The organism is Christiangramia oceanisediminis (assembly GCF_022570735.2).
GTDB lineage: Bacteria > Bacteroidota > Bacteroidia > Flavobacteriales > Flavobacteriaceae > Christiangramia > Christiangramia oceanisediminis.
The window spans coordinates 752,737-769,617 of record NZ_JANCNS010000003.1 but is presented as its reverse complement, the minus strand read 5'-3'; the positions used below and the strand labels follow the sequence as shown (position 1 = coordinate 769,617).

The window sequence follows — 16,881 nt, the reverse complement described above, 5'->3', positions numbered from 1 at the left end:
TTTAATTTGATGGGTTTACTTTAAAATTTTATTCAGAATTCCCAGCACGCCTCTAATGAAGGTGGCGCTGGTTAATACTTTTATTACCGCTCCCTCCGTGCTTGAACTTCTTCGTCGGGAACTGGTTTTTATAACTTCTTTTCTTTCTTTTTCGGCTTTCTCCCTGGCCTTTTCTTCTTCGGCCTGTTCTATCTTGCGGTTCAGGATCTCGTAGGCGCTTTCCCTGTCTGGTTGATCATTGTATTTGACTGATAATTCAGATTTTTTGATCAGTTCATCTAACTCATTCTCATTAAGAATATCCATCCGGCTCATAGGAGCTCTTAGCATCGTGGCTACAAGCGGAGTTGGTCTTCCTTTTTCATCGAGTGCCGAAACCAAAGCTTCTCCGATACCTAACGCAGTAAGCATATTTTTGGTATCGTAAAATTCTGAAAGCGGGTAATTTTCAGCAGCCAGTTTGATCGCTTTCCTGTCTTTTGCCGTAAAGGCGCGTAAGGCATGCTGAACTTTAAGGCCGAGCTGTCCTAGTACTTCCTCAGGTATATCTGCCGGGTTCTGGGTAACAAAAAAGATTCCCACTCCCTTGGAACGAATAAGTTTCACGATGCTTTCGATCTGGTCCAGTAAAGCATCTGAAGCCTGCTCGAAAATAAGGTGAGCCTCATCGATGAACAATACCAGTTCTGGCTTTTCAAGATCACCGCGTTCCGGAAAGGTACTATAGATCTCTGCCAGGAGGCTCAGCATAAAAGTTGAGAATAATTTAGGCCTGTCCTGTATATCTGTAAGCCTGAGAATATTGATATAGGCTTTCCCATCAGAATTTTTCTGAAGCAGGTCGTTCACTTCAAAAGAGCGCTCTCCAAAAAACCGGTCTGCACCTTGCTGCTCCAGGGCTACGATCTTTCGTAAGATCGCACCGGTAGAGGCAGAAGAGATACGGCCATATTCTTTTTCAAACTCTTCCTTTCCTTCTTCGGTAGCATATTGAAGGATCTTCTTCAAATCCTTCAGGTCCAGTAGGGGTAATTTCTTGTCATCGCAATATTTGAAGACAATGGCCATGATGCCGGTCTGGGTGTCTGTAAGGTCCAGGATCCTGGATAACAGAACCGGGCCAAACTCGCTTACCGTTGCTCTCAACCTAATACCGGGCTCATCAGACAGGCTCAGGATCTCTACGGGTGATCCTTTAGGCTCGAAGGGGAAATTGAGCAATTGGTGCCGTTTGTCAATAAAATCGGCTCCTTCCGAAGCCTTTGCCACACCGCTCAGGTCTCCCTTGATGTCCATTAGTAAAACAGGAACCCCGTTATCAGAAAGGTTTTCAGCAATGATCTGGAGGGTTTTAGACTTTCCTGTTCCGGTGGCTCCCGCGATCAGGCCATGCCGGTTAAGAGTTTTTAAAGGGAGTTTTACGGCGGCTTCAGGAATCACGGTTCCGTTGATCATTCCGGCACCAAGGTAAATGCTTTCGCCTTTTATCCTGTAGCCTTCCTGAACAGAAGCTTTGAATTTTTCACTGGTTTCCATTAGAGGCTAATTTATTATAAAAATGCTAAAAAGTCCGGAGATTGAAAATTTTGTCGGTTGAATTGAAGTAATTTCTAAAATTGAATATATTTGAATAAGCACCCTCAATTATGAAAAAATTAGCCTTACTGTATTTACTTTTTTTAAGCTTTTCATTAACTGCTCAAAATAAGCTGGTCGAAATTATTAGGAAATCTGATGATAGCATCGTGGATGTGATCATGAACGATGCAGCTAAATATGAATTACAGATCCTGTATACTTCGGTTAAACGAAATGCCTCCGGGGAACCCCAATTTAAGGAAATGTCATTCAGGCTTCAGGACAGTGCTTATTTCTACCCGGCAAGTACCGTAAAGTTGCCACTGGCTATTCTCGCGCTTGAAAAAATCAATGAAATGGATTCAGAATTAAGCCGGGATACTCCTTATTCCATAGAAGGGGATAGTATTTCGCATACGATCGCAGACGATATCAGGCAGATTTTTGCAGTGAGCGATAATGATGCTTATAATCGGATCTTTGAATTTTTGGGCCAGGACTATATCCAATCCAAATTAGAAGAGAAAGGGCTGGAACCCGTTAGGATATCACATCGATTTGCTGGCGACCGATCCCGAGACCTGGTTACCCAGAAAATAAGCTTTGTACAGGAAGACGGAACATTTGAATTGCCGGTCACCACGAATACCGAAGCAAAGCCTCTGGATATGGAATCCATAAAAAAAGGAAAGGGGTATATGGCAAATGACAGCCTTCATAAAGGAGTTTTCGATTTTTCCCTGAAGAATTATTTCCCTGTTAGAACCCAGCAGGAATTAATGAAACGACTATTCTTTCCAGAAGTTTACCAGGAATCGGAACGCTTTGATCTAAAGAAGGAAGATGTGGCTTTTCTTAAGGGAAAGATGGCGACCTATCCTTTTAAAGAGGGGTACGATCGTACAGAATTTTACGATAGTTATGGGAAGTTTTTTATGTTCGGGGATTCCAAGGAGCCTATTAATTCGGCTGTTAAGATCTATAATAAGGTAGGTTACGCCTATGGTACCCTTACAGATAACGCCTATGTATACGATCCAGCCAACGGGGTGGAATTCTTTCTAACGGCCACCCTGCTTGTTAATGAAAATGGTATTTTTAATGACGGTGAATACGAGTATGACCAAAAAGGAATCCCATTTCTTGCTGAAATGGGACGCCAGATCTATGAGTATGAATTAAAAATGAAATCTCAGCAATAAGCTATTTGGTTGGTGCCTGAAGCAGTTTGATTGTTCCTTTATCGGCATCGATTTCAGCCTGTATACCATTCGGAATGGTGGCATTATCATCAATATGACCTATCATAGCCCCGGAATAGGCCGGAATTCCAAGCGGTTTTATATAGTGGTCAATCACTTCTTCCAGGGTGAGCGAACCATAGCCACTTCCACCGGGATCACAATCGGTACATTTTCCGAAGACGAAACCGCTAATTTGCTCAAAGATTCCGCCAAGATAAAGTTGCGACATCATCCGGTCTACGGCATAGATCTTTTCGCCCACATCCTCCAGGTACAGGATCTTTCCCTTCCAGTCTTCCGGGAAATAGTTCGATCCCATGATGCCGGTCATCACCGAAAGGTTTCCGCCAAGCAGCTGTCCGCTTGCTTTTCCCGGATTGATGGTTCTGATTCTGTTTTTAGTGATCGCCAGATTATCTCCTTTTTCCTGTGGATTTTCGTAACTGATCTGCTCCCCGTCAAACAATAGTTTTTTAAAATAATCAAAACTGAAGGAATTCCAGGTAGACACCGCTACCGGGCTGTGAAAAGTAACCAGTCCAGTCTTTTTGAAAATAGCAAGGTGGAGGGCAGTGATATCGCTGTATCCCGCAAAGATCTTCGGATTGTTCCGGATCGCTTCATAATCGAGTTTATCAAGAATTCGAGCCGAACCTGATCCGCCTCTTAGCGCAATAATAGCTTTTACGTCCTGGTTTCTGAACATGTCGTTCAGTTCTTCGGCACGTTCTTCGTCGGTACCCGCTAAATGTCCGTACCTGTTGGAGGTGAACTGCCCAAATTTGACTTTTAAGCCCATGGCTTCAAAAGTGTCACGGGCGACCTCGTAAGGTTCGGTTTCAAAGATCGCACTTGCCGGGCTCACGATCCCGATCGTGTCTCCTTCTTTAAGGCTTGAGGGAATAAGAATATCATCTTCTGAAATTCGATCTTCCAGGATTTCTGAGGTATTGAATGAGCTGAGTGGAAAGGCTAAACTGCCTATTCCTATATTCTGAATGAATTTTCTTCTTTGCATGCTGAAGTTTTGATAAACTTAATAATTATCCCTGATGTTTTCGAGGATCTTTTCCATTCCGGCCTTGAGTTCTGAAGTAGGAATGGTGTAATTGCTATTCATAAAACTAAAAATGAGTATTTTTCCCGATTGGGTTTTCAGGTAACCGCTAAGGCTGTGATTATTGCTCAGGGTTCCTGTTTTGGCAAAAATATATGGTTCGTCGGCCTTGTAATAATTCTTAAGTGTTCCAGATTCGCCACCAGTCGCCATCAAACTGAAAAGATCTTCATGTGAACGTTCCGCCAGGATCTTTTCAAGCAGTTTGACCATACTTCGCGGAGTAAAAAGATTATACCTGGAAAGGCCCGACCCGTCTCTCCAAACCGGTTCGTCCGGCAGGTCCTTTAAGTGATTTTCTTTCATATAATCAATGGTGATCTCGGTCTTCAGACTATCTGAAATGGTTCCGGAAGCCATAAGGAGAATCTGTTCGGCTATGAAATTATCAGAATCTTCCAGCATTTTTTTGTAGACGCTGTCTGCTGGAATGCTGTAAAGAGTTTTGAATTCTTTGTTGGTAGAATACTTCTCTATTATAGTAATGTCTTTTTTGAGAGTGTCTTCCAGCAATCTTGTAAAGGTAAGATCAGAATATTTTAGCGGGATTTCCCTGCTTCGGCTGGTGTAACCTTTATTCATTTTGAATTTGTTTGAAGTCATCGCACGTTTTAGGGATGCCTCATTTCCATTGGCGGAAATCGTTACGGAATCTTTAAATACAGTCGGCATCACTTCAAAATCTGAATTTTCATCAAAATCGAAAGTAATATTGTTCCCGTAAATAGGCATGGGAGTTCTTTCCGAAGAATAGGAGTAATTATAATCGTCCCATGACCATCCCGGGCCAAAATACTTTTCGGTAAAAACAGGAGCGATATAATATAGGTTTTCTTCAGCTTTCGAAAGGAAATCGATCACCCTGGATTCGGGTAGATTTGGATTTAACAGGGAAGGGTCCCCGGTGGCTTTAAAAATAAGAGAATCCTCTCTTTTTGCATATTTCAAAGCCGGAATCGAATCGCCAAGCATCTTTAACCCGGCGTAAAAAGTAAATAGTTTGGTGTTGGAAGCCGGGGTGAAATATTTGTCTGCATTATAGGCATAGACCATCTCGTTTTTAACCGGGTCATACACGGCCAGGCCGGTAAAACCATTCTCGAAAACCCTGGTGGTATTGAGGTTTTTCTTTATTTCCTTATTGGTTCTCTTAACCGATGAACATGATGTTGCTACCACAAGAAACAACAGTAATAAGTAAAGACCGGAAAACTTCCTTTTAAAATGTTTGAAATTTTGATGCATATTTAAGTAAAATTTTTATAAATATAGTAGGTTAACTTATAATTTAATAAAAGTACATACGTTAATGTAAAATCTTAAGAGTTTGTGAAAACTTTTTCTTTATATTTAAAGTCAATCGATAATCAATAACAACTAAAGAATGAAAAACAAACTTATTTTTTTACTAATTCTGGCGGTTATTCAGGTGTCTGCGACATTTGCTCAGGAACGTACGGTTTCTGGTACAGTGACTTCTTCAGATGATGGGATGCCCTTACCTGGGGTAACGGTGCAGGTTAAGGACACCGATCGGGGTACTGTAACCGATTTTGATGGTAATTATTCAATCGAAGTGAGTTCCGGGGAAGTCCTGGTCTTCTCTTCCATGGGATTTGAAAGAAAGGAAATTACAGCAGCAAATCAAACAACTATAGATGTAAGTCTGGCACCAGACCTTCAGAGCCTGGAAGAAGTGGTGGTAACTTCTTTCGGTATAGAGCAGGAAAAGAAGTCACTGGGATATGCTGTTCAGGAAATAAGTTCTGAAGAGATCACGAGTACTAAACAGCAAAACCTTGTAAGTGCTTTGCAGGGGCAGGCAGCAGGGGTTCAGATCACCAACTCGGGAGGAGCTCCCGGGATGAGTGCGAGAATCATTATTCGGGGTGTGAACTCCCTGGATCCTACGGCAGATAATCAGCCTTTGTTCGTTATAGATGGGGTACCTATCGATAACTCTACCATAGAATCTGGTGGAACTCCCAGGGGGCTTTCTAACCGTGCGGCAGATTTAAATCCGAATGATATAGAATCGCTTAATATTCTTAAAGGGGCGGCTGCAACTGCTCTTTACGGGGTGAGAGCTGCCAATGGTGCTGTTATCATCACCACTAAAAAAGGTCAGGCTGGAAGCGTTAGGGTAAACATCAATAGTTCTGTAGGCTTTGATGAGGTAAATCAATTTCCTGATTTTCAGGAAACTTACGGACAGGGATTTTCTGGAGTATATGACGCGAGTTCTTTTTGGCCAAATTGGGGTCCTTCAATGGAGGAAATCAACGAAATAGATCCCGATGTTCGGTTTTACGATATATGGGATGATGCTATGAGGACCGGAACTCAAATAGATAATACGATAAGCGTTTCGGGAGGTAGTGAAAATGCTACTTTTTATGGTTCTATTGGTAAATTAGATCAGGAAGGTATCATACCCTTTAGTGATTGGGGCCGTACTTCAGCCAAATTAAGCGGAGAGGTAAAGATGAGTGATAAATTCAAATTCTCTGGTAATATAAATTATAGTATAACCGGGGGAAATCGGGTGCCACATGACAGGTTTATGGAACGCCTGGTGTACTGGGCTCCCAACCATGATGTGACCGATTATATCAACGAGGATGGTACTATGAAGACCTACGGAAATACTAATCCTATATATGATGCCCGTTTCAGTACTTTCGAGGATGAGGTGAACAGAACGGTAGGAAATTTAAGGTTTACCTACAGCCCGACAAAATGGTTAGATTTAACTTATTTGGTAGGTACAGATTACTATAGTGATAAGAGAACGGAAATTACACCTGGACCATTAGGAATAGATGGAGAACTTCCTTTAGACTCGCAGGGCTTTATAACAGAAACAAGAATTACCAGCCGTGATATCAACTCCAACTTCTTTGTGACCTTTAAAAACGACTGGACAGAGAAATTGAATACTACCTTAAGAGTAGGTAATGATATTTTTGAAAGAGATTACGAAAGGGTTGATGCAACTGGTAGAGAATTTGTGATCCCGGAGTTCTATGATCTTAGCAATGTGAACCAGGTCTTTAATGACCAGGATAAAAGAAAAAGAAGGCTTGTTGGTGTCTATGGCGACCTTATGGTGAATTATGATGAAACCCTATTTCTTAATGTTACTGCAAGAAATGACTGGACCTCTACTTTACCAATCGGAAATAATTCATTCTTTTATCCTTCTGTAAACCTTGGATATGTGTTTACAGAAACATTCGATCCAGGTGACTGGTTCACTTTTGGAAAGTTAAGAGCATCCTGGGCAGAAGTAGGGAAGGATACAGATCCTTATCAAATTGGACAAACCTATTCTTCTCCAGGAGTATTCCCGTTGAATGGAAATGTAGGTTTCTCTCGATTTGACCGCTTTGGTGACCTTGAGCTTAAACCTGAAAGAACTACCGCTATAGAGTTTGGAGCCGATCTTAGTTTTTTCGAAAACCGTTTAGGGCTGGATGTAACCTGGTATAAATCCAATAGTAAAGATCAGATCATTCCGGTTCCGGTAAGTCCCACAGCCGGGTTTACAACTTTCGTAACTAATGCGGGTGAGATCGAGAACCGTGGATGGGAATTCATTTTACGTGGCTCTCCTGTTAGAAACGAAGATTTTAGTTGGGATGTCTCCTTTAACGCTGCCTACAATAGAAATGAGGTAGTTAGTATTCGGGAAGGAATTGAGGCTATTCCTATTGGTAGTCAATTTGGATATGCAGGTTCTACAGTAAGTATTACCCTGCTAGAAGGTGAGCCTTATGGAAATATATTCGGAACAAGTTATGCCAGGTATGGTGCTGATAATAATAGCATCTATCTTGACGAGGATCTGCCTATTATTATTGGTCCAAATGGATTCCCGGAGAGGAATCCAGCTCAATTAGTGCTTGGTAACACAACACCTAAATGGATTGGAGGTCTAAAGAATAGTTTTTCATTCAAAGGAATTGATTTCTCTTTTCTGATGGATTTCAGGGCTGGGGTAGATCAGTACAACCAGTACGATAACTTCTTCTCTGCCTTCGGAATTTCTGAATATACTTTGAACAGGAATGAGACCATCGTTTTCGACGGAGTTCTTGCTGATGGTTCACCAAATACCCAGCCTGTTTGGCTTGGGCAGGGTGTAGGCCCGGATGATAGAAACTACGGAGCGGGATTCTATAGAAATACCTACCGTACGATCAGTGAAAATTTTGTACAGGATGCATCTTTCATTAAACTGAGAAATATTACCCTGGGTTATAGCTTACAGGAAAATGCTCTTGCAGTTTTGCCATTCGAATCGGTAAGATTATCGGTAGCAGCTAATAATATTATTCTTTATACTCCCTGGGATGGATTTGATCCTGAATCCTTTAGCGCAGGTGCTGGAGGAAATGCTACAGGTTTAACAGGCTTAGGTTATCCAGGTGTTAAAAGTTATTTCTTTACACTTAACCTAGGACTTTAATATTAAAAATTTTAGATATGAAATTTAAGATCAAAAAATATAAATATGTAATCCTCGCAGCGGCCTTCGCCTTTACTTCCTGTGATGATTACCTGGATATCAATGATAATCCAAATAACCCAATAGATGCTCCGCTGTCTTCGTTATTGGTTAATTCTACCTATGAGTCTACACAGAATACCTTCAGAATGGGGAATATTACGAGTAATTACGTACAGTATCTGGCATCTCCAAATGCTGCAAGTGCATCTGATGTGATGGAGCCCGTTAGTTATAGTGGATCCTGGGGAGCGCTGTACAATGTGATGACAGATATCAATGATATGATTTTGAAAGCCCAGGAAGAAGAGGCTGCTCATTATGAGGGAATTGGTCAGATTTTAATGGCTTATAACCTGGGCTTAACGGTAGATGCCTGGGGGAATGTTCCTTATAGTGAGGCATTCAATTTTGTTACCGTGACACCTTCCTACGATGATGATGCCCAGCTTTATTCAAATATCCTGGGATTGCTGGATGAGGGCCTTGCAAATCTTTCGGCTGATAGCAGTATTTCTGTTGGTGAAGATGACTTTATTTATCAGGGCGAGATCTCCAATTGGATAAAATTTGGGAATATGTTGAAGGCACGTTATCTAAATCATTTTAGTGAAACTGGTAGTTATGACCCTGCCGCGGTTCTTTCAGCTGTTGAAAACGGCTTCGACGGTAACGAAGATGATGCTCAAATGGAATATTTTGAGCAGGCTTTTAATCCCTGGGCGCAAGTGGCTATAGATAATGCGAATCTATTTCTTGGAGGGTGGATATCTGAACAATTTATTCAGGCCATGGATGGGACAATTTATGGATATGATGATCCAAGATTACCCCTTATGGTTGGAGCTACTGACGATGGTGAATATATAGGAACCGAAAATGGAGCTGGCCGTGGAGATGCACCTGAAGAAGGAGCACGATCGGTACTGGAAGAAGGTGATTATTATACCCAAAGACAGGGGCCTGTGCTGATCGCTACATATGCTGAGCAAAAATTCATTGAGGCCGAAGCTGCTTTTGGTATCGATAAAGCGAGGTCTTATCAGGCCTATCTTGATGGAATAAGAGCTCATATGAATAAAATAGGTGTGGGACAGTCAGAGATCGAGGCTTACATGAATAATCCTGAAGTTAGTATGGGTGTGGATGCGTTCACTATCGATGATATCTTTAAAGAGAAATGGGTGGCTATGTTCCTCAATCCCGAGTCATGGGTAGATGCGCGTCGTCATGATTATGATTACGAAGACTTTGACTTACCTGCTAATCTCAATCCGGATTTGAATGGAAACTTCTTAAGAAGACTGGCTTATCCAGATACCGAAGTTACAAGAAATGGAAGCAATGTTCCTGATGTGACTTTATTAGATCCTATCTTCTGGGATGAGTAGAAAAATAGTTTAATTTAAAGCCCTGTGAGAACAGGGCTTTTTTTTATTCTCAAAACCATGAAAATTGAAGCGATATTCTGATCGGTCTGAGGTTTCCAGTGGATTATATGAAAGACCTATCCTGGAAAGGAATTTATGCGAAAACTTAGAAGTGAGTTCAAAGAATCAAAATTTAAAAGTTTACCCTATGAATAAAAAATTATTAGGCCTTCATAAAGTCCTGCTGCTTATTCTAATGATTCCGAATAGCATTTTTTCTCAAATTGACTCTGATCATATTTTTTATGAAAATTACGAGACTTATAAAACTGAGGATCTCGACCAAAGAAGATTCAAGCACCAGGATATTCAACCTTTAATTGATAATTACAGAACCAAAGCTGATTTTGAGGTTCGCAAAGTAGGCGAATCCATAGAAGGCAGGAGCCTTGATCTTATTAGTTTCGGCAAAGGAGATATTGATGTTTTCCTATGGTCACAAATGCATGGTGATGAATCTACAGCCACCATAGCTATTTTCGATATTCTGAATTTTTTAGATTCCGAAAAGGATGACGAATCAGTAGCATCAATATCCGAAAACCTTCGTGTACATTTCCTGCCGATGCTCAATCCCGATGGCGCGGAAGAATTCACCCGTCGCAATGCACTTGGAATCGATGTGAATCGTGATGCGCTGAGGTTGCAGTCTCCTGAAGCTAAAACCCTGAAGCGAGTTCGCGATAGCCTGGAAGCCGATTTCGGTTTTAATCTGCATGACCAAAGTCGATATTACAACGCTGAACGCACTGATAAACCGGCGACCATTTCATTCCTGGCGCCAGCCTATAATTATGAAAAGGATATCAATGAGGTACGTGGAAATGCGATGAAATTAATCGTGGTAATGAACGATGTGCTTCAAAAATACGCGCCTGGCCAGGTAGGTCGGTATAACGACGATTTCGAACCGCGTGCTTTTGGCGATAATATTCAAAAATGGGGGACGAGTACAGTGCTAATCGAATCTGGAGGATTTCCCGGGGATCGCGAGAAACAGGAGATCAGGAAACTGAATTTTGTTGCAATTCTTAGTGCACTTAAAAGCATTGCAACCGGAGCCTATAGTGATGCGGATATTGCACAATATGAAGAGATACCTAATAACGACCGAATGCTTTTTGATCTTAAGCTGGAGGCCGTGAAATACGAGTTGAATGGGAAGGAATATGTGTTGGACCTTGGGATTAACCTATACGAAAGAGATCTGGATGATAATACCAGCTTTTATTATTCCGCCGGGATCATCGACCAGGGAGACCTTTCTACCAGCTATGGCTATGAGAATTTTGATGCTTCAGGTTACAAACTTGAGTTTGGAAAGATTTATTCAGAAGTCTTGAAAGATACTACAGAGCTTTCGAATCTTGATGTGAAGGAGCTTTTAAAAAAGGGCGTTGCTTACATTCGAATGGAAAAATTACCGGAGCAGGCCTATACAGATTTTCCAATTAACCTCGTTTCCAGGGAGTTTGAAGTGAGTAAAACTCTGCAACCTGGGATGAATGCCTGTTTCTTCCTTACTCGTGAAGGAAAGGTAGAATTTGTTGTGATGAACGGCTTTTTAAGTTCTCCTGAAAACGCTGAATTGCAGGTTGAGAATGCGCTGATCTTTCGGTAAATGATCCTCGTATAAAGGGAATGTCTGCCAGATTGTAAGATGTTAGATATTACGTATCTTTGCAGGCTATGATTTCAGAAGAGACAAAGGAGCTGGTAGACAGGGGAGTGATGCTCCCGTTAATGGAAGAGTTTTATACTATCCAGGGCGAGGGTTACCATAAAGGTACCGCTGCCTATTTTATTCGTATTGGAGGTTGTGATGTGGGCTGCCACTGGTGTGACGTAAAGGAAAGCTGGGATGCCAATGTGCATCCGCCAACCCACATTGGCCAGATTGTGGAGAATGCTGTTAAGTATAGTAAAACAATTGTGATCACAGGGGGAGAGCCTTTAACCTGGGATATGACCCAGTTAACAGGAAACTTAAAAAAGCAGGGCTGTGATATTCATATAGAAACTTCGGGGGCTTATGATCTAACCGGAACATGGGACTGGATTTGTTTATCTCCTAAAAAGATCAAGCTTCCAAAACCTGAGATCTATTCAAAGGCTAATGAATTAAAGGTCATCATTTTTAATAAGCACGATTTTAAATTTGCTGAGGAACAGGCTGAGAACGTAGGCAAGGATTGTATTCTTTATCTGCAGCCCGAATGGAGCAACCGTGAAAAAATGATACCATTAATCGTGGATTATGTAATGAAAAATCCACAGTGGAAGGTTTCCCTGCAAACTCATAAATATCTTAATATCCCATAAAAAAACGCCCAAAACGGGCGTTTTTCAGTTCAATACTTTTAATAAGGACTAGTTTGCTGCCTTAAATGGTACTTTTACGAATTGATCATCCCAGCCAATAACCAGGTCAGTTCCATTATCTGCTTCGTGAAAGGCCATGGAAAGCGATTCGATCGTATAGGAAGCCTGTCTAACTGGAACGGTGATTCGTGCGATATCCTGTTTTTCGGAATACTCGTATGCTCCCCAGGTGTTGGTTTTATTATTCAGAATTACAGTCCATTCTTTTTCACCAGGTATCGTATAAAGAGTGTAGGTGCCGGCAGGAATTTTAGCATTCGCCACTGTCATATCCTTGTACAGGGTGACCTCAGTAGCTTCATTAGCCCCGGTTCTCCAAACTTCTCCATAAGGGATCAGTTTTCCGAAGATCTCGCGGTTTCTTTTTTGTGGCCGACTGTAAATCACTCTGGCTACTGCTTTTTCCTCCCCGTCCCGGTATACGGCCATATCCATTGGACTGGCATCCATTTTTGAGAACTTCAATTCTTCTTTCGAAAAATTAACCTGGTCTTCCTGAGCATTTACCGGATTTGCAATCAGTAAGCAAATGGCGCTAAAGCCACCTATAATCAGTTTTTTCATGTCTTGAATCTTAGATTTTTTAATTTTTAATAAAGATAGTTGAAGCTTGTAGTCCTAATTGTTAAAAAAGAATAAAGTAGGTGTTAAAATTTGATCAGCTTTATATCTGGTAGTTTCAGGGCTGTTTTTGCGGAATTTGGTTTATTCTGAATCTAAAAATCAAAAAAATTGTTTGTAAATATAACCTAATACTTCGTGAATGTTTTATAAAGATAAGTAAGTAGTCATATTTGCCTTGTAATTAAAAACAAACAAGTCATGTGTGGAATTTTAGCAGTAATCGGAAAAGACATCGAAGCAGGAAAAATAAGCGCTCTGTCAAAAAGAATGTCCCATAGAGGACCCGATGAAAGCGGATTAAAAATTACAGAAAAAGGATACGTTCTATCTCATGAACGCCTTTCAATTGTAGATCTTACAACCGGAATTCAGCCTATCCAGGGAACTGGTTCGGCATGGATGGTTCATAACGGCGAGATCTATAACCAAATGTCACTTAGGAATAATGAATTGAAAGATCATAGCTTCAGGACAACAGGAGATTCAGAAGTGATCGTTCATATGTACGAGAAGTACGGTTATGATTTTGTAGATAAACTGGATGGCGTGTTCTCTTTTGTGGTGATAGACGGAGATGATTTTATTGCGGGAAGAGACCCTATTGGGGTAAAACCACTTTATTACGGTACAGATGAGTCCGGGGCAATGTGGTTTGCCAGTGAAATGAAGGCCCTTGCAGAAAGTTGTGTGGAATTTTCCACTTTTCCTCCAGGCCATTATTACACACCTTCAACTGGTTTTGTAAGGTACTATACGCCTGAGTGGTTCGATTCTGAAAAAGCGGTGCAACCGGCCGATCTTACTAAATTAAGAGAAAGCCTTATCGATGCTACCAGGAAACGTTTGATGGCCGATGTGCCGCTAGGCGTTTTATTAAGCGGAGGTCTGGATTCTTCCCTTACCTCTTCAATCGCTGCCAGGTTGATCGAGGGAACCGGTCAAAAATTGCATTCCTTTTCGATTGGATTAGACCCTGAGGCTCCAGATTTGATCGCCGCAAGAAAAGTGGCCGAATACCTAGGAACCGAACATCATGAAATTCATTTCACAGTTGAAGATGGAATTGAGATCCTGAGTAAACTTGTGTGGCATCTTGAAACCTATGATGTGACCTCGATCAGGGCAAGTACTCCAATGTATTTTCTTTCTAAGTCTATAGCCGAAAAGGGCATTAAGGTGGTATTATCTGGAGAAGGTTCAGACGAGATCTTTGGTGGCTACCTGTACTTCAAAAATGCACCTTCGGCTGAAGAATTTCAGAAAGAAACCATCAGAAGGGTTCAGAGACTCGCCACAGCCGACTGTTTAAGAGCCGATAAATCAACGATGGCTCATGGACTGGAGGCAAGGGTTCCATTCCTGGACAAAGCATTTCTAAAAACGGCTATGGAGATGGTACCAGAAGAAAAAATGCCCAAAACCTATGACGGTGTTGAGAAGTATATTCTTAGAAAGGCCTTCGATACTCCTGAAAGACCATTCCTGCCAGATGAGGTTTTGTGGAGACAGAAAGAACAGTTTAGCGACGGTGTTGGTTACAACTGGATAGATCAGCTTATCGAATACGCTTCAAAGCAGGTGAGCGACGTTCAAATGGAAACTGCAGCACTTAAATATCCGGTGAATACTCCTATGACCAAGGAGGCGTATTTCTACCGTGAACTGTTCCATAAACACTTCCCTCAGGAATCAGCCGCCAAAACCGTAAAAAGATGGGTTCCAAAATGGCAAAAAGACCTGGATCCGAGCGGAAGAGCCAACGAGACCCACGTGGCTCCCGGTATGAAAAAGGAGATGTTGAAAGTTTAGTTTTACCCACCTTACATCTTTTGAACCCGAAACATGGAAAATCTATTTCCGGTTTCGGGTTTTTCCACATTTTTTGTTGATAACTTAGGGGGGTATAAGGCTGTGGTATCCTGTTAAAAATATCCGAATTGTTATATTTGTTCGTTATCCAAAAGAGACGAAATTAATCAGGATATTTTATGAGCGAAGAAGCTAAAAAACATAACTATTCAGCCGATAGTATTCAGGCGCTGGAGGGTATGGAGCACGTGAGGATGCGACCCTCTATGTACATCGGGGATACCGGTGTTAGAGGTCTGCATCATTTGGTGTATGAGGTTGTTGATAACTCCATCGATGAGGCCCTTGCAGGACACTGTGATAATATAAAAGTTACCATCAATGAGGATAATTCCATTACCGTGGAAGATAACGGTAGGGGAATTCCTATTGATATGCATAAAAAAGAAGGAGTTTCTGCCCTTCAGGTCGTAATGACCAAGATTGGTGCTGGAGGTAAATTCGATAAGGATTCCTATAAAGTTTCCGGAGGTCTGCACGGTGTAGGGGTTAGTTGTGTGAATGCACTTTCTACTCATTTAAAGGCTACGGTTTACAGGGATAATCAAATCTGGGAGCAGGAATATGAAATAGGTAAGCCGCTTTACCCGGTAAAACCAGTTGGAGAGACTGATCTCAGTGGTACGGTTGTTACCTTTAAACCAGATCCAAGTATCTTCCAGCAGACTCTTGAGTATAGTTATGATACGCTGGCAAGCCGTATGCGTGAACTTGCATTCCTGAATAAGGGAATCCGTATCAGCCTTACCGATAAAAGGAATAAGGAAGATAATGGTGAATTTGTTCATGAAGACTTTCATTCAGAAGATGGATTAAAAGAATTCATCCGGTTTTTAGATGGAAACCGTGAGCCTATCATTGGAGATGTGATCTCTATGGAAGGTGAAAAGAATGATATCCCGGTTGAGGTTGCCATGATCTATAATACTTCCTTCAACGAGAATCTTCATTCGTATGTGAACAATATCAATACTCATGAAGGGGGAACTCACCTTTCAGGATTCAGAAGAGGTCTTACCACTACCCTGAAGAAATATGCTGATGCTTCCGGGCTTTTGGATAAAGTGAAGTTTGAGATCACCGGAGATGATTTCCGTGAAGGATTAACGGCGATTATTTCAGTAAAAGTGGCCGAGCCTCAGTTCGAGGGTCAAACAAAGACCAAGCTAGGTAATCGCGAGGTAACTTCAGCAGTGTCTCAGGCGGTTTCTGAAATGCTTGAGAATTATTTAGAAGAAAATCCGAATGATGCGAAAACCATCGTTCAAAAAGTGATACTTGCTGCGCAGGCCAGAAATGCTGCGAAAAAAGCCCGTGAAATGGTTCAGCGTAAAACGGCCATGAGTGTTGGTGGCCTGCCCGGGAAATTATCAGACTGCTCTGAGCAGGATCCAGCCCAGTGTGAAGTATTCCTTGTTGAGGGAGACTCGGCAGGTGGAACGGCCAAACAGGGGCGTGACCGTAAATTCCAGGCGATACTTCCACTTAGAGGTAAGATCCTGAACGTTGAAAAGGCCATGTCTCATAAGGTTTTTGATAACGAAGAGATCAAGAATATCTATACTGCTCTTGGTGTAACCATCGGGACCGAGGAAGATAGTAAGGCATTGAACCTTGATAAGCTCAGATACCATAAGATCGTGATCATGTGTGATGCGGATGTTGATGGTAGTCACATTGAAACCCTGATCCTGACTTTTTTCTTCCGTTATATGAAGGAGTTGATCGAAAACGGTCATATCTATATTGCGACTCCCCCGCTTTACCTTGTAAAGAAAGGACAGAAGAAGCGCTACGCGTGGAACGAAAAGGAGCGTGATGAGATCGCTGCAGAATATAGCGGAGGTGTACAGATACAGCGATATAAGGGTCTAGGGGAGATGAACGCCGAGCAGTTATGGGATACCACCATGGATCCGCAGTTCAGGAAACTTAGACAGGTGAATATCGATAACGGTGGTGAGGCAGATAGGATTTTCTCCATGTTGATGGGAGATGAAGTGCCACCAAGGCGTGAATTCATCGAAAAGAATGCAAAATATGCCAATATTGACGCTTAGTTTTCGTTAATAAACATAGATTAATTAAAAAAGACCCACACCTAAATTAAAAGTGTGGGTTTTTTTA

11 protein-coding genes are annotated in these 16,881 nt (G+C 41.7%); 7 read left to right on the top strand and 4 right to left on the bottom strand.

The features are described 5' to 3' along the window. Positions 1–15: 15 nt before the first annotated feature. Complete coding sequence (locus MKO06_RS16280; protein WP_241552316.1) at positions 16–1,536, bottom strand: helicase HerA-like domain-containing protein; 1,521 nt, start codon at positions 1,534–1,536, stop codon at positions 16–18. 110 nt (positions 1,537–1,646) lie between these two features. Between MKO06_RS16280 and MKO06_RS16275 the strand changes: the two genes are divergently transcribed. Further along, positions 1,647–2,780 carry a serine hydrolase gene (locus MKO06_RS16275; protein ID WP_241552315.1) on the top strand — a complete coding sequence of 378 codons (1,134 nt, stop codon included), beginning with the start codon at positions 1,647–1,649 and terminating at the stop codon, positions 2,778–2,780. Position 2,781: 1 nt separating this feature from the next. Here the strand turns inward: MKO06_RS16275 and MKO06_RS16270 are convergent, their stop codons facing one another. Further along, positions 2,782–3,840 carry a S66 peptidase family protein gene (locus MKO06_RS16270; RefSeq protein WP_241552314.1) on the bottom strand — a complete coding sequence of 353 codons (1,059 nt, stop codon included), beginning with the start codon at positions 3,838–3,840 and terminating at the stop codon, positions 2,782–2,784. Between the two features lie 18 nt (positions 3,841–3,858). Next, the gene (dacB, locus tag MKO06_RS16265) at positions 3,859–5,184 is read right to left on the bottom strand and encodes a D-alanyl-D-alanine carboxypeptidase/D-alanyl-D-alanine endopeptidase (RefSeq protein ID WP_241552313.1); all 1,326 of its coding nucleotides are present in this window, start codon (positions 5,182–5,184) and stop codon (positions 3,859–3,861) included. Positions 5,185–5,323: 139 nt separating this feature from the next. Between dacB and MKO06_RS16260 the strand changes: the two genes are divergently transcribed. From MKO06_RS16260 to MKO06_RS16245, 4 genes are all read left to right on the top strand, one after another. Next, a complete protein-coding gene (locus MKO06_RS16260; RefSeq protein WP_241552312.1) occupies positions 5,324–8,410 on the top strand; it encodes a SusC/RagA family TonB-linked outer membrane protein in 3,087 nt (1,028 codons plus the stop codon). A gap of 17 nt (positions 8,411–8,427) precedes the next feature. After that, positions 8,428–9,840: a SusD/RagB family nutrient-binding outer membrane lipoprotein gene (locus MKO06_RS16255; RefSeq protein ID WP_241552311.1), complete on the top strand. Its 1,413-nt coding sequence runs from the start codon at positions 8,428–8,430 to the stop codon at positions 9,838–9,840. 187 nt (positions 9,841–10,027) lie between these two features. After that, complete coding sequence (locus MKO06_RS16250) at positions 10,028–11,500, top strand: M14 family metallopeptidase (RefSeq protein ID WP_241552310.1); 1,473 nt, start codon at positions 10,028–10,030, stop codon at positions 11,498–11,500. Positions 11,501–11,568: 68 nt separating this feature from the next. Beyond that, the gene (locus MKO06_RS16245) at positions 11,569–12,201 is read left to right on the top strand and encodes a 7-carboxy-7-deazaguanine synthase QueE (protein WP_241552309.1); all 633 of its coding nucleotides are present in this window, start codon (positions 11,569–11,571) and stop codon (positions 12,199–12,201) included. 48 nt (positions 12,202–12,249) lie between these two features. Here MKO06_RS16245 and MKO06_RS16240 read toward each other — a convergent pair whose 3' ends face one another. Beyond that, positions 12,250–12,825, bottom strand: a complete 576-nt coding sequence (locus MKO06_RS16240) for a DUF2911 domain-containing protein (RefSeq protein ID WP_241552308.1) — start codon at positions 12,823–12,825, stop codon at positions 12,250–12,252. Positions 12,826–13,083: 258 nt separating this feature from the next. On the opposite strand from MKO06_RS16240, the gene asnB reads away from it, so the two are divergent. Then, positions 13,084–14,694: an asparagine synthase B gene (gene asnB / locus MKO06_RS16235; protein WP_241552307.1), complete on the top strand. Its 1,611-nt coding sequence runs from the start codon at positions 13,084–13,086 to the stop codon at positions 14,692–14,694. A gap of 179 nt (positions 14,695–14,873) precedes the next feature. Continuing rightward, the gene (gene gyrB, locus MKO06_RS16230; RefSeq protein WP_241552306.1) at positions 14,874–16,814 is read left to right on the top strand and encodes a DNA topoisomerase (ATP-hydrolyzing) subunit B; all 1,941 of its coding nucleotides are present in this window, start codon (positions 14,874–14,876) and stop codon (positions 16,812–16,814) included. Positions 16,815–16,881 lie beyond the last annotated feature (67 nt).

What these genes read in the sequence shown, in the direction of transcription:
- dacB (WP_241552313.1), bottom strand. Translation starts at nt 5,184, where the DNA reads ATGCATCAAAATTTCAAACATTTTAAAAGGAAGTTTTCCGGTCTTTAC.
- MKO06_RS16240 (WP_241552308.1), bottom strand. Translation starts at nt 12,825, where the DNA reads ATGAAAAAACTGATTATAGGTGGCTTTAGCGCCATTTGCTTACTGATT.
- MKO06_RS16280 (WP_241552316.1), bottom strand. Translation starts at nt 1,536, where the DNA reads ATGGAAACCAGTGAAAAATTCAAAGCTTCTGTTCAGGAAGGCTACAGG.
- MKO06_RS16245 (WP_241552309.1), top strand. Translation starts at nt 11,569, where the DNA reads ATGATTTCAGAAGAGACAAAGGAGCTGGTAGACAGGGGAGTGATGCTC.
- asnB (WP_241552307.1), top strand. Translation starts at nt 13,084, where the DNA reads ATGTGTGGAATTTTAGCAGTAATCGGAAAAGACATCGAAGCAGGAAAA.
- MKO06_RS16275 (WP_241552315.1), top strand. Translation starts at nt 1,647, where the DNA reads ATGAAAAAATTAGCCTTACTGTATTTACTTTTTTTAAGCTTTTCATTA.
- MKO06_RS16270 (WP_241552314.1), bottom strand. Translation starts at nt 3,840, where the DNA reads ATGCAAAGAAGAAAATTCATTCAGAATATAGGAATAGGCAGTTTAGCC.
- MKO06_RS16250 (WP_241552310.1), top strand. Translation starts at nt 10,028, where the DNA reads ATGAATAAAAAATTATTAGGCCTTCATAAAGTCCTGCTGCTTATTCTA.
- MKO06_RS16255 (WP_241552311.1), top strand. Translation starts at nt 8,428, where the DNA reads ATGAAATTTAAGATCAAAAAATATAAATATGTAATCCTCGCAGCGGCC.
- MKO06_RS16260 (WP_241552312.1), top strand. Translation starts at nt 5,324, where the DNA reads ATGAAAAACAAACTTATTTTTTTACTAATTCTGGCGGTTATTCAGGTG.
- gyrB (WP_241552306.1), top strand. Translation starts at nt 14,874, where the DNA reads ATGAGCGAAGAAGCTAAAAAACATAACTATTCAGCCGATAGTATTCAG.